Source organism: Streptomyces sp. ME02-8801-2C (assembly GCF_033793965.1).
Classification (GTDB): domain Bacteria; phylum Actinomycetota; class Actinomycetes; order Streptomycetales; family Streptomycetaceae; genus Streptomyces.
On the sequence record NZ_JARAXP010000002.1, the window covers coordinates 349,974 to 362,545 of the forward strand.

General features: G+C 72.3%; 11 protein-coding genes. 3 read left to right on the forward strand and 8 right to left on the reverse strand.

Annotated elements, in window-relative coordinates:
* The first annotated feature begins 55 nt into the window (after nt 1-55).
* A complete protein-coding gene (locus PV396_RS06215) occupies nt 56-961 on the forward strand; it encodes a phospholipid scramblase-related protein (protein WP_319201229.1) in 906 nt (301 codons plus the stop codon).
* Nucleotides 962-1,063: 102 nt separating this feature from the next.
* On the opposite strand, the gene PV396_RS06220 is transcribed toward PV396_RS06215, so the two are convergent.
* Together PV396_RS06220 and PV396_RS06225 are read right to left on the reverse strand one after the other, a co-directional pair.
* A complete protein-coding gene (locus PV396_RS06220) occupies nt 1,064-2,092 on the reverse strand; it encodes a hypothetical protein (protein ID WP_319201231.1) in 1,029 nt (342 codons plus the stop codon).
* Nucleotides 2,089-2,886 carry a phosphatase PAP2 family protein gene (locus PV396_RS06225; protein WP_319201233.1) on the reverse strand — a complete coding sequence of 266 codons (798 nt, stop codon included), beginning with the start codon at nt 2,884-2,886 and terminating at the stop codon, nt 2,089-2,091. The genes PV396_RS06220 and PV396_RS06225 overlap by 4 nt, the downstream gene beginning before the upstream one ends.
* 214 nt (nt 2,887-3,100) lie before the next feature.
* On the opposite strand from PV396_RS06225, the gene PV396_RS06230 reads away from it, so the two are divergent.
* A complete protein-coding gene (locus PV396_RS06230) occupies nt 3,101-3,718 on the forward strand; it encodes a TetR/AcrR family transcriptional regulator (protein WP_319201236.1) in 618 nt (205 codons plus the stop codon).
* A 156-nt stretch (nt 3,719-3,874) separates the two neighbouring features.
* On the opposite strand, the gene PV396_RS06235 is transcribed toward PV396_RS06230, so the two are convergent.
* Nucleotides 3,875-4,849 carry a DUF2510 domain-containing protein gene (locus tag PV396_RS06235; protein ID WP_319201237.1) on the reverse strand — a complete coding sequence of 325 codons (975 nt, stop codon included), beginning with the start codon at nt 4,847-4,849 and terminating at the stop codon, nt 3,875-3,877.
* A 296-nt stretch (nt 4,850-5,145) separates the two neighbouring features.
* On the opposite strand from PV396_RS06235, the gene PV396_RS06240 reads away from it, so the two are divergent.
* Nucleotides 5,146-7,827: an ATP-binding protein gene (locus PV396_RS06240; RefSeq protein WP_319201239.1), complete on the forward strand. Its 2,682-nt coding sequence runs from the start codon at nt 5,146-5,148 to the stop codon at nt 7,825-7,827.
* A gap of 25 nt (nt 7,828-7,852) precedes the next feature.
* Here the strand turns inward: PV396_RS06240 and PV396_RS06245 are convergent, their stop codons facing one another.
* From PV396_RS06245 to pcaH, 5 genes are all read right to left on the reverse strand, one after another.
* Nucleotides 7,853-8,644: an SDR family NAD(P)-dependent oxidoreductase gene (locus PV396_RS06245; protein WP_319201241.1), complete on the reverse strand. Its 792-nt coding sequence runs from the start codon at nt 8,642-8,644 to the stop codon at nt 7,853-7,855.
* Nucleotides 8,645-8,708: 64 nt separating this feature from the next.
* Entirely contained in the window at nt 8,709-9,851 is a 1,143-nt protein-coding gene (gene pcaD, locus PV396_RS06250) for a 3-oxoadipate enol-lactonase (RefSeq protein ID WP_319201243.1), read from the reverse strand.
* Nucleotides 9,848-11,209 (reverse strand): 3-carboxy-cis,cis-muconate cycloisomerase, encoded by a 1,362-nt coding sequence (gene pcaB, locus PV396_RS06255; protein ID WP_319201245.1) that lies wholly within the window; start codon nt 11,207-11,209, stop codon nt 9,848-9,850. The genes pcaD and pcaB overlap by 4 nt, the downstream gene beginning before the upstream one ends.
* Complete coding sequence (gene pcaG / locus PV396_RS06260) at nt 11,206-11,796, reverse strand: protocatechuate 3,4-dioxygenase subunit alpha (protein ID WP_319201247.1); 591 nt, start codon at nt 11,794-11,796, stop codon at nt 11,206-11,208. Before pcaG ends, pcaB begins: the two co-directional genes overlap by 4 nt.
* A complete protein-coding gene (gene pcaH, locus PV396_RS06265; protein ID WP_319201249.1) occupies nt 11,796-12,569 on the reverse strand; it encodes a protocatechuate 3,4-dioxygenase subunit beta in 774 nt (257 codons plus the stop codon). Before pcaH ends, pcaG begins: the two co-directional genes overlap by 1 nt.
* Between the last annotated feature and the right edge of the window lie 3 nt (nt 12,570-12,572).

The window sequence follows — 12,572 nt, forward strand, 5'->3', positions numbered from 1 at the left end:
GACGCTTTGACCGGGACATGGTTGTCACGCAGCCACGCCACGGTAGTGTGCCCCGGTGACCACGCAATCGAACATACCTGCAGGTTGGTACGCGGATCCGAATGGAGCGCCGCAGACGCTCCGATACTGGGACGGTTCCCGGTGGACCGAGCACACCAACAGCGACCAGCAGCAGGCGCAGCAGGCCCCGGCCCAGCAGCAGCCGCAGGCGGCTCCGGCGCAGCCCGCGCAGCCGGCCCAGCAGGGATTCGGCGGGCCCCAGAAGGGGTTCGGGCCGACGCAGCCGGCCGCCGCCGGTGACCCGCGTGTGCAGCGGCAGGTGCAGCAGCAGGCCGGGGTCGCGGCGGGTGGGGCCGGGGGCGGCACGTTGTTCAGCGAGCCGGTGCTGGTGGTGAACCAGAAGGCCAAGCTGATCGAGCTGACCAACGAGTACAAGGTCATGGACCAGCACGGCCGGGACCTCGGCTCGGTCGTCCAGGTCGGCCAGAGCGTGCTGAAGAAGATCCTGCGCTTCGTCTCCAGCCTCGACCAGTTCATGACGCACAAGCTGGAGATCCGGGACGCCCACGGGCAGCCGGTGCTGTTGCTGACGCGCCCCCGCAAGTTCCTGAAGTCCCGGGTGATCGTGCAGCGTCCGGACGGTTCGCCGGTCGGTGAGATCGTCCAGCAGAACATGATCGGGAAGATCAACTTCGCGATCAACGCGGGTGGTCAGCAGGTCGGCGCGATCAAGGCGGAGAACTGGCGGGCCTGGAACTTCGCGATCGTCGACCACGCGGAGAACGAGGTCGCCCGCATCACCAAGACCTGGGAAGGTCTGGCGAAGACGATGTTCACCACCTCGGACAACTACGTCCTGCAGATCCACTACCAGCTGCCCGAGCCTCTGCTGAGCCTCGTGGTGGCGACGGCGCTGACCGTCGACACGGCGCTGAAGCAGGATTCACGGGGTCTGGGCTGACGGGTCGGTTCACAGCCGTCGAGTCGGTTCACAGCGACGCTTCGGTTCACAGAGCGCGACCGAGGCCCCTGTTCACGGGTGTGTTCACAGGGGCCGGTCGGTTCACAGCGAGGTGAGATGCCCCGGCTCCGCAGGCCGCCGGGGCAGCAACGACGGTTCGACGGGCGCCGAACGGGCCTCCAGCGCCAGGACCGACGCCACCGGATGCTCCTCGTCGTCCAGCACCGAAGCGCCGGTTGAGGCGCCGGCCGAAGCCGGGGACGGAATCACGACGCGCTCCGGAGCCACCGGGACGGAAGCCGGAACCGGCTCCGGCGTCGACCGCGACAGCGCCACCACACCCCACCCCGCGAGCCCCGCGCCCGCCAGCGCCAGCAGCAGACCCGCGGCGGCGCCCTGGAGCCGCTCGCCGAGCAGCGCCAGGCCGATCACCGCCGCGGAGACCGGGTTCGCCAGCGTCACCAGGGCCAGCGGACCGCCGAGGCCACCCCGGTAGGCGGTCTGGGACAGGATCAGCCCGCCGGCCGCGAACGCCGCGACCAGCAGCGCCACCCCGATCACCTGCCAGCCGGGGAGCGAGTCCGAGCCGGCCGTCGCCGCGACCGTGACGGTCTGGGTGAGCGCCGAGGCCACCCCGGACGCGATGCCCGACGCGCTCGCGTGCCGCAGTCCGGGCCGGGCGCCGGGCCGGGCCAGCACCCCGATCACCAGCATCGTCGTACCCGCGACCGCGAGGGCCTGCGGGAGACTCAACACGTCCTCGGGCGCCGGACCGGACGCCGTGACCAGGATCGCCGCCAGGCCGAGCAGCGTCAGTGCGGTACCGCGCCACTCCACCACGCTGACCCGCCGGCCGGCGACCCGCGCGCCCAACGGCACCGCGGCGACCAGGGTGAGTGCGCCCAGCGGCTGCACCACCGTGAGCGGACCGTACTTGAGGGCGACCACGTGCAGCAGCGCGCCCGCCGCGTTGAGCAGCACCGAGCCCCACCAGGCGCCGGTCGAGATCAGCCGGCGCAGCCCCGCCCCGGCGTTGCGGGAGGCGAGCCGTTCCTGCGCGACAGCCGCGGAGGCGTAGGCGACGGCGGAGAAGAGGGAGAGGACGACGGCGGCGAGTGTGGCGGCGTTCATCGGCCCGCTCCCACGAGGACGGGCTCTTCGGCCGGGACGAGCGGGCTGCCCTGGCGTGCGGTCGACTCGGTGCGGTGCGGCAGGTGGACGACCGCGAGAGCGATACCCAGCAGCGCGGAGGCCACGAGCGCGTCGAGCCAGTAGTGGTTCGCCGTACCGACGATCACCAGCAGCGTCACCAGTGGATGCAGCAGCCACAGCCAGCGCCAGCGGGAGCGGGTCGCGACGATCAGGCCGATCGCCACCATCAGGGCCCACCCGAAGTGCAGTGAGGGCATCGCCGCGAACTGGTTGGACAGGGTGTCCGCCTCGGGCGAGGCGCCGTAGACCGTCGGTCCGAACACCTGGCCGGTGTCGATGAGGCCGGCCTCGCCCAGCAGTCGCGGCGGGGCGAGGGGGAAGGTGAGATGGATCACCAGGGCCGCTCCGGTGACCAGGGCGAGGACCCGGCGGGCCCAGACGTAGTGCGTGGGGCGCCGGAGGTAGAGCCAGACCAGGAAAGCGACGGTGGCGGGGAAGTGCACGGTCGCGTAGTAGGTGTTCGCGAGATGGATCGCGGTGTCGCTGTGCACCAGCGCCGACTGGACGGCGCCCTCGCCGGGGAGGTGCAGAGCGCGCTCCCAGTCCCAGACGCGGTCCGCGTTGTGGAAGGCCTCGGCGGTGTGCCCGGTCGCCAACTGCCGGCCGAGTTTGTAGACGAGGAACAGTCCCGCGACCAGCAGGAGTTCACGGACGAGCGGCGGCCGTCGTATACCGGCGGGCTCCGTCTCGGCGGCCTCGGTGCGGGCTTCCATCTCCCGACCCCTTCGGTAGTGCTTATGGGCGTGAACTCGTCTCCAGGGGCGGTCCGCTCATCGATACGTTGGTGTACCGATACGGGAGTGTACCGAAACGGATCCGTTCCGGTACACTCCCGTATCGATGGACTTACGACACACTGAAATCGGGAATAAGCCACCGGGCTGCCCGACACGAACGGCAGGACCGGCCAGGAAGAGGAGCACGGACATGACGTCGCAGGCCGTGGAGGGACCGCCGGAACCGGGCGTCGCCTCGCGCCGCTCCAAGATCACGCCGGAGCGTGAGCAGGAGTACTTCGACGCGGTGCTCCGCCAGATCCGCGAGTGCGGATACGAGGCGCTGACCATGGAGGGCGTCGCCGCCAGCGCACGCTGCAGCAAGTCGACGCTCTACCGGCAGTGGAAGACGAAACCGCAGTTCGTGGCCGCCGCGCTGCGCGCCAACCGGTGCGCCCGCTTCGCCGACGTCGACACGGGGACCCTCGCCGGGGACCTGCGCGCGGCGGCGCGGGCGGCGGGCGAGTGGTCGGGACACGACACCCAGCTGATGCAGGCCCTCGGACATGCCGTCATGCAGGACCCCGATCTCCGGGAGGCGCTGCGCGAGGCGCTCGTCGAACCCGAGGTGTGCGCGTTCGGCGAGATGATCCGCCGCGCGGTCGAGCGGGGCGAGGTGCCGGCCGACCATCCGGCGCTCAAGTACGTGCCGGCGCAGATGATGGGCGTCCTGCGCGTGCGCCCGATGCTGGAGGGACGATACGCCGACCCGGACTACCTCGTCGGATTCGTGGACGCCGCGGTGCTGCCCGCACTCGGCGTCACCTGAGACGCAGGCCGCCGTCCGTGGCATCCACCGGACGGTGACCTGTCCGCGCCGACCCGTGGGGACGGGGGCGGCGCGCACCCCCCGGCCGGGTGGGGTTCCTCTTGAGCGGAGAGGCGCTCCACCCGGCCGATCCACTGCCGGGGGACCGGCCGCGGATCAGACGTCCTGCCCGCTGCCGCCCACCGACGAGACCTTGATGCCCGCCGTTATCTGGTCGATCAGCGACTCCTTCTGGTCGGCGTCGATGCCGAAGCGGACGACGACGATCTGGCGGGGGTTCGACGGCGCCGGGAAGGCCAGCGACTCGACGATGCCGTCCGCTCCCTTGCTCGTGACCGCCTTCCAGCGGACCAGATAGCCCTTCTGCCCGGCCACGGTGACCGCCTTGGTGGCCAGTACGTCGTGCGAGGTGATCTTCCCGTAGGTCGTACCGCCGTACGACTCCTCGGCGTTGGCCTCGATGTCCGCCTTGGCGACCGCCTCGGCCGTGCTGCCCGGGGTGCCCAGCGCCAGCGCGGGCGCCGAGTACGCCCCGCCCTTCGTGCACGTCTTCGTCGTGTCGCCCGGGCACTTGTACGAGCTGTCGGAGGTCACCTGCCCGCCCACGGTGATCGACTGGCCGTACCAGCCGTCGGGGATCGGGATGCTGATCCCGTTGGTCGAGTCGGGCACCGAACCGCTGTCGATCCTCGGACTCTCCGAGGGCTCCGTCCGCTGCGGATCCGGCGTCCGCCCGCCCGGCCCGCCCCCGGTGCCGCCGTCGGGACCGCCCTGGCCGCCGCCGTTCTGGCCGCCGTTTCCGCCCTGCCCGCCCGGCACCTGTGAGCTCACATTGCTGCCGCCGTCGTCCTTGGTCAGCGCGTACACGCCGCCGCCTATGCCGGCGAGGACGGCTATCGCCACCGCGACGGCTATGCCCGTGCGAAGCCCGCGCCGGGTGCCCGTCGGCGGGTGGTCCGGATACGCCGGATACCCGCCGGTGGCCAGCACCGGTGGACCCCAGGCGGCGGCCGAGCCCTCGGGGCGCGTCTGTTCCGTCCATGCCTTGCCGTCCCACCAGCGCTCGGTGGCGGGGCCGTCACTTGTCTGCCCGGGGTCGGGATACCAGCCGGGTGGAGTCTCCTGCGTCATGCCCCCACCGTATGAGGCTCGTGTGAAAGGTGGATGAGAGGACTGCCCTTTCCGCCGGGAACGGCGTGGAAAGGCGGTCCGAGATGCCGAGATAACGGGATACGAGCCGTCGGAACACCGCCACCGATGACTGGCGACGACTCTCGCCACGGCAGCCGGCGAGCCCGTCGCGTCGCGCTGTCGCCCACCCTGTCGCTCGTCCCGGCGGAGTCTGCGCGGACCCCCCTCCACGGCGACAGCCGGACGGCTACTCTCAGGTTCTGTACGTCGTTCAGGCGACTTGGGGAGGTAGCGGGATGACGGAGGAACGGCCCGGGACGGCCGGCTCTGCCGCCCTGTGGGAGCGTGAGACACAGGTCGCCGCCGTCGAACAGGCGATCGACGCGTTGTGTGTCGACAACTCCTCCTCGGGCAGTCTGCTGCTCTTCATCGGTGAGGCGGGCCTCGGCAAGACCGCGCTGATGGCCCACACCCGGCGCGTCGCCGAACGGCGCAACTGCACGGTGTGGTCGGTGCGCGGTGGCGAGACCCTCAGGTCCGTCCCCTTCAACGTCGTACGGCAGTTACTGCAACCCGCCCTGCTGTCGCTGATGCCGGAGGAGGCCCGCGAGTACCTGGGCGACTGGTACGACATCGCGGGCCCCGCCCTCGGCATCACCGAACCCGGTGAGCGCCAGGCCGACCCGCAGGGCGTGTGCGACGGCCTGGTGGCGGCCGTGCGACGGCTCGCCAAGCGCGACTGGCCGCTCGTCCTGCTCATCGACGACGCCCACTGGGCCGACCAGGAGACCCTGCGCTGGCTGGCCGCGTTCGCCGAGCGGCTCGACGACCTGTCCGTCCTGGTCGTCGTCGCGCACCGGCCCGACGAGGCCACCGGCGCCCGCGCCGAGTACCTCGAGGCGATCGCCGGGACGGCCGCTCCCGTCGACGCGCTCGACGCCCTGACTCCGGCGGCCTCCGCCGGTCTCACCCGCGCCACCCTCGGCCCGCACGCCGACGCCCCGTTCTGCCGCGAGGTGTGGGCCGTCACCGGCGGCAACCCGTACGAGACCGTCGAACTCCTGGTCAAGGTCCAGGGCGCCGGACTCGCCCCGGTCGAGGCCTCCTGCGGCGAACTGCGCGCACTGAACCACTCGGCGCGCGGCGGCGGCCTCGTCGCCCGCCTTCAGGAACTGGGCGTCGCGGCCACCCGCTTCGCCCAGGCGGCGGCCATTCTCGGTACGGGCATCACCGTGGACCTCGTGGCACGGCTGGCCACCCTCGGCCCCAACGAGGCCTACCGCTGCGCCAACCTCCTCTGCGCCGAACGCATCCTCACCGAACCGGATCTGACGTCCGGTCAGGCGACCGACAGCGAGCTGGAGTTCGTCCACCCGCTGATCGCCACAGCCGTCTACGACTCCATTCCGGACGGCATGCGCACCGCCATGCACGGCATCGCGGCCCAGGTCGTCACCGAGTCCGGGCTCGGCGCCGCCGCGGCCTCCCACCACCTCCTCCATGTGTATCCGGACGACGACGAGGAACTCGTCGACCAGCTGCGCGAGGCCGCCCGCGAGCACCAGGCGGTCGGCGCGCCGGACGCGGCCCGCCGCTGTCTGGAGCGCGCCCTGCTGGAACCGCCCCGCCCCGAGAGCCATGCCCATGTGCTCTACGAACTGGGCTGCGCCACCCTCCTCACCGCGCCCGCCACCACCATCGGCCACCTCCAGACGGCGCTCGCGATGCCCGGCCTCGAGGGCGGCAAGCGTGTCGACGCGGTCGTCAGGCTCTCCCAGGCCCTGCTGCACAACGACCAGTTGGAGGCGGCCATCCGCACGGTCGAGACGGAGGCCGCCCGGCACGAACCGGGCCCGTACCGGATGCGGCTGCAGGCCGTGCACTTCATGTGGGAGGGCATCTACGGAGGCGACGTGCCCGTGCCGGGCCGCTCCGAGCGCCTCGCCGACCTCGCCCGCCCCTGCACGGGCCGGGACAACTCCGAGCGCGCGTTGCTCATCCTGCGCGGCTTCGACGCCATGACCCACGGCGAGAACGCCGAGGAGGTCGTGGAGGTGTGCGACCGGGCTCTCGTCAACGGCCGCCTCGCACCCGGACTCGGCTGGACCGACCCCGAGTGGGGCCTCGAGCTGCTGATGATGCTGGCCTGCGCGTATGTGTACACCGACCGCCTCGACCGCGCCGAGTCCCTCTTCATGGACGCCCTGCGCGCCTACGAGACGGCGGGCTGGAGCGGCGGCCACCTCTCCCTCGCCCATGCCTACGTCGGTCTGGGCCACCGCAGGCGGGGACGCCTCAGAGAGGCCGAGACGTCGTTGCGCGAGTCCCTGCGGCTCGCCGAACGAGTCGGGCGCGGCCTGCCCCTGTACTGGTCGGCGATCTGCAACCTCGTCGACACGCTCCTCGCCCGCGGCCATGTGGAGGAGGCCTGGTCGGTCGCCGAGCAGTACGGCTTCGCCCCGCCCTACCCGTCCACCATCGTGCTGCCCGAACCCCGCGCCGTACGCGGCAGACTGCTCATCGCGGTCGGCCGCACCAAGGAGGGCATCAACGAACTGGAGGCCGCGGAGAAGGCGGCGACCGCGCGGGGCTTCCACAACCCGGTGCTCGCCACCTGGGCCGTCGACCTCGCCCGCGCCCTGGCCACGGAGGACCCGCTGCGCGCCGCGGTGCTGGCCACCGACGCCCGCCGGCACGCCGAGCGCTTCGGCACGGACACCGCCATCGGCGAGGCCCTTCGCTGCGCCGCGTCCCTGGAGACGGGCCAGCGCGCGGTACGCCTGGCGGCCCAGGCGGTCGCCTACCTGGAGGCGTCACCCTGCCAGTACGAACACGCGGCGGCCCGCGTCGAGTACGGCATCGCCGCCCGCTCCGTCGCCGAGATCCAGCGCGGTCTGACGCTGGCCAAGTCGTGCGGTGCGGACGGCCTGGTCGCCCAGGCGCGGGAGGTCCTGGACAACGGCCGCGGACTGCGCTGACCCACGGGGCGCCCGGCAGAGGCGGTCAGACCCGGAGCAACTCCTCCGTGACCCTCTCCAGGCGCCCTCGCACTCCCTCGTCGTACGTGTCCTCGTGCGCCCGCGACGGGCTCGTACCGTCGAAATAGCGTCCGCTGCCCGACTCCCGGGTCACCAGCGCCAGAACGGCCTCGGCGCCGTCGGCGACACTCGACCAGGGGGTGACCCCGGCCTCGCGGACCATGGTGGTGTCCATGTAGGTCGCGGGGTGCAGCACGTTGACGGAGATGTCCGACGGCGCCAACTCCTCGGCCAGGGTGAAGGTGTGGGCGGCGAGCGCGAACTTGCTCCGGACGTACGCGGTCGTTCCGCTGTAGCCGCGGGTGAGTTCGGGATCGTCGAAGTCCAGCGGCGCCTGGCCGGCCGAACCGACGTTCACGATCCGCGCGGGCGCGCCCGCACGCAGCACCGGCAGCAGCGCGCGGGTGAGGACGACGGGCGCGAGATAGTTCACCGCGAGCCGCAACTCGTGCCCGTCGACGCTCAGTTCACGGCCCGCACCGCGTGGACCGGCGCCGACCCCCGCGTTGTTGACGAGCACGTCGAGACTCGCGTGCGCGGCGGACACCCGGGCGCCCAGCTCCCGTGCGGCGGCCAGCGAGGCCAGGTCCGCCACGAACCCCTCGGCCGCGCCCTCGGCCCGTAGCTCGGTGACAAGCCGCTCGGTGCGCACGGGGTCGCGCCCATGGGCGAGAACGGTGTGACCCGCGCGGACCAGCTCGAAGGCGACGTACCGGCCGAGCCCCGAAGTGGCGCCGGTGATCAGGACAGTGGACATACCCCCAGCGTAGGCACGGGACGCGGCCACGCACGAGATGCTGCTGGGCCTACGACCAGCGGGGTCACCCTTGCGCGCCGTCCTCTGCCGCGCTGTCTTCTTCCGCCAGTACGCGCTGCGCCGCCGCGAACGCCGAGTTGGCCGCGGGAACCCCGCAGTACACGGCCGTCTGGAGCAGCACCGCGCCGATCTCCTCGGGGGTGAGCCCGTTGCGGCGGGCCGCGCGGACGTGCATCGCCAGCTCGTCGTAGTGGCCGTGCGCGACCAGGGCAGTGAGCGTGATCATGCTGCGCTCGCGCCGGGTGAGCGTCGGGTCGGTCCAGATCTCGCCCCACGCGTAGCGCGAGATGAAGTCCTGGAAGCGGGCCGTGAAGGGCGTCTGCCGCTCCTGCGCCCGGTCCACGTGCGCGTCGCCGAGGACCTGCCGACGCACCTCCATGCCCCGCCGGGGCGCCGCTCCGAAGTGCGGGCGCAGCGCGGCCAGTACGGCCTCCGGGCACTGCGCGACCGCCAGATGCGAGGCGCCCGGCAGTTCGACGAGGGTGGCACCCGGCACGGCGTCCGCGATCTCCCGCAGATGGGCCGGGGGAGTGGCCGGATCCTGCCGCCCGGCGACGAGCAGGGTGGGCACGTCGATCTCGGCCAGCCGGTCGCGCAGGTCGAAGGCGCCGAGCGCGTCGCAGCAGGCGGCGTACGCCTCCGGATCGGCGTTCCGGTGGTCGGCGACCAGCTCCGGCACCGTGAACCCGGGCGTGAACCAGCGTGCGTCGGCGCTCTTCGCGAGCTCCGCCAGCCCCTCGCTCCGTACCAGGGCGGCCCGTTCCTCCCACGGCTTGCTGCCGTTGAAGTGGGCCGAGGAGCACAGGACGGCCAGCGACGACACCCGCTCCGGGTGGTGGACGGCCAGATGCAGACCCACCGCACCGCCCAACGACACGCCCGCGTAGGCGAATCGGTCGATCCCGAGGGAGTCGGCGAGCGCCAGCACGAGCGCGGCCAGATCACCGACCGTGGCGCCCGGCCCGATCAGCCCGGGCGCCGAACCCCCGTGCCCGGGCAGGTCCCAGCGGACCACGCGGTGACTGACGGACAGCTCGGGGGCCACCTTGTCCCAGAGGGCGTACGACGTTCCGAGCGAGGGTCCGAGGAACAGCGGGGGAGCGGTGGCGGAGCCCTCGACGCGGTGGTGCGGCAGCTTGTCGGTCACGGTCGCTCCAGAGCGCGGTCGGTGAGGATTTCGGCGGAACCGGTGTAACGGGCGGGATCGGTCAGGTCGTCGAGCGAAAGGTCCTTCAACTCCGGCTCCTCGGCGAGGAGTTCGGGGAGCGGTCGCCCCTCGGCGTAGGTGCGGGCGGCCACTTCGGTGAGCAGGGCCTTCGCGCGGGCCCGGCCCAGGACCGGCGCGAGTTCGGCGGCCAGCCGCTCGGAGACGATCAACCCATGGGTGAGGCCCAGGTGTTGACGCATCACGTCCGGATGCACCCGCAGCCCTTCCATCAGCTCCACGGCATCCCGGGCGGCGCCCCCGACGACTCGGAGCAGCTCCCTGAGCGGCTCCCACTCGGCGTGCCAGGCGCCGGCCGGCCGCTCGTCCTCGGCGACCAGGGCCCCGTACAGCGTGGCCGCGAGCTGCGGTGCGCGCCGGGCCGCGGTGGCGATCAGTGTCGACCGCACGGGATTCGCCTTGTGCGGCATCGCGGACGACCCCCCGCCGGTGCCCTCGGAAACCTCGGCGATCTCGGTACGGGCCAGCGTCAGCACATCGGCGGCGAGCTTCCCGAGAGCGCCGGCCGTGAACGCGAGCGCCCCGGCAAGGTCCGCGATGGGCGTGCGCAGGGTGTGCCAGGGCAACACCGGCTCGGCGAGGCCGAGTTCACGGGAGTAGGCGGCGACCAGGGCACCGGTGTCCACCGGTGCGTCGCCCGCGCCGAACACGGTGAACGCGGCCAAGGTGCCTGCCGCGCCCCCGAGTTGGGCGGGGAGGCTGTCGCGTACGGTCGTCACACGGTCCCGTGCGTCGAGCACCAGCGAACGCCAGCCCGCCGCCTTCAGACCGAACGTCGTCGGTACGGCGTGCTGGGTGAGCGTGCGGCCCGGCATCGCGGTGTCGCGGTGGGCGGCCGCCAGCCGGGCCAGGGCCCGTGCGGTGCGGTCGAGGTCGGCGAGGACCAGGTCCAGGGTGCGGGCGGCGACCAGCATCGTCGCCGTGTCCAGGATGTCCTGGCTGGTCGCACCCCGGTGCACGTACGGCCCGTACTCCGCGCCGACCGCCGCCGTCAGGTCCGCGACCAGGGGGATCACGGGGTTGCCGCCGGCCCGGGCGCGCAGCGCGATCGACCGCACGTCGAAGGCGGAGGCCCGCCGGCCGGCCGTGTCGACCGCCGTGGCCGCCTCCATGGGCGCGAGGCCCAGCCCGGCCTGCGCCCGGGTCAGCGCGGCCTCCGCGTCGAGCAGCGCCCGCAGATACGCGGTGTCGCTCGTCGCGGATGCCGCCGGGGAACCGGCCCACCCGGGGGAGAGCAGGCCGGTGTCGGCGGCGGACTCGGCATCGGCAGGTGGTGTCACTCGAACTCCAGGAAGACCGTTTCGCCCTCGCCCTGAAGGCGGATGTCGAAACGGTACGTGCGCCGCTCGCCCTCGGCGGCGACCAGCGTGGCGCGCCGCTCGGCCGGCAGGGAGTCGAGCAGCGGATCGGCGCCGTCCGCCAGATACGCACGCGTGTACAGGTGGGTCAGCAGCCCGCGCGCGAACACACACACGCTGATGTACGGCAGGCCGGGGTTGCCCGGCGGCAGCGTGTACAGCGTGTAGTGCCCGTCGGCGTCCGTGGCGACCCGCCCGAAGCCGGTGAAGTCGGTGCCGTTGCGGCCCAGGAAACCGCCCGTCACCGGGTCGCGGCGCAGCGAACCGGGGGCGCCGGCGAGGGAGCCGTCGGGCGCCGCCTGCCAGAACTCCAGCAGGGCGTCGGGGATCGGGTTGCCCTCGCCGTCCAGGACGTACCCGTGGAGGGTGAGCGTGTCCGGGTGGCCCTTGGGCGCGACCTGCTCGCCCTCGGGGAAGGGGAGCGCGTAGCCGTAGAAGGGGCCCACGGTGTGGGAGGGGGTGGGGAGAAGGTTCTCCGGGGTCACGGGAGAGGCAGGGGAGACGCTCATCAGTCGCGGCCTTCTTCGATCCAGGTGGCGGAGGGACCGTCGAGCACGATGTCCCACTCGTAGCCGAGGGAGAACTCGGGCTGGGACAGGTCGTGGTTGTACTCGGCGACCAGACGGTTGCGCGCGGCCTCGTCGGTCACCGAGCGCAGGATCGGGTCGTAGCGGAACAGCGGGTCGTTCGGGAAGTACATCTGCGTCACGAGCCGCTGGGTGAACGCGGTGCCGAACACCGAGAAGTGGATGTGCGCGGGCCGCCAGGCGTTGGTGTGGTTGCGCCACGGGTACGCGCCCGGCTTGATCGTGGTGAACCTGTACCGTCCCTGATCATCCGTCAGGACTCGTCCCACACCGGTGAAGTTGGGGTCGAGCGGCGCTGGGTGCTGGTCCCGCAGATGCGCGTACCGGCCGGAGGCGTTGGCCTGCCACAACTCGATCAGCTGGCCGCGTACGGGCCGTCCGCTGCGGTCGAGGAGACGTCCGGACACGGTGATGCGCTCACCGAGCGGCTCGCCCTGGTGCTGGATCGTGAGGTCGCTGTCGATGTCGGTGATGTCGGTGACCCCGAACACCGGCCCTGACAGCTCGACCGTCTCCGGGTCCCCGCCGTGCACCGCGACCAGCGGCTGCTTCGGATGCCGCAGCACCGAACTGCGGTAGGGGGCGTAGTCGCGCGGCGGATGGTTCTGTATGGGGGCGCCTTCGGCGACCGCCTTGTCGTAGGCGTCCTGGAGGTCGCTGACCTCGACGTCGATGTCCGACTGGGTGAGAGCCATGAG

Coding starts and splice junctions, on each gene's coding strand:
- PV396_RS06220 (WP_319201231.1), bottom strand. CDS start 2,092: ATGAACGCCGCCACACTCGCCGCCGTCGTCCTCTCCCTCTTCTCCGCC.
- PV396_RS06225 (WP_319201233.1), bottom strand. CDS start 2,886: ATGGAAGCCCGCACCGAGGCCGCCGAGACGGAGCCCGCCGGTATACGA.
- PV396_RS06230 (WP_319201236.1), top strand. CDS start 3,101: ATGACGTCGCAGGCCGTGGAGGGACCGCCGGAACCGGGCGTCGCCTCG.
- PV396_RS06235 (WP_319201237.1), bottom strand. CDS start 4,849: ATGACGCAGGAGACTCCACCCGGCTGGTATCCCGACCCCGGGCAGACA.
- PV396_RS06240 (WP_319201239.1), top strand. CDS start 5,146: ATGACGGAGGAACGGCCCGGGACGGCCGGCTCTGCCGCCCTGTGGGAG.
- PV396_RS06245 (WP_319201241.1), bottom strand. CDS start 8,644: ATGTCCACTGTCCTGATCACCGGCGCCACTTCGGGGCTCGGCCGGTAC.
- pcaG (WP_319201247.1), bottom strand. CDS start 11,796: ATGAGCGTCTCCCCTGCCTCTCCCGTGACCCCGGAGAACCTTCTCCCC.
- pcaH (WP_319201249.1), bottom strand. CDS start 12,569: ATGGCTCTCACCCAGTCGGACATCGACGTCGAGGTCAGCGACCTCCAG.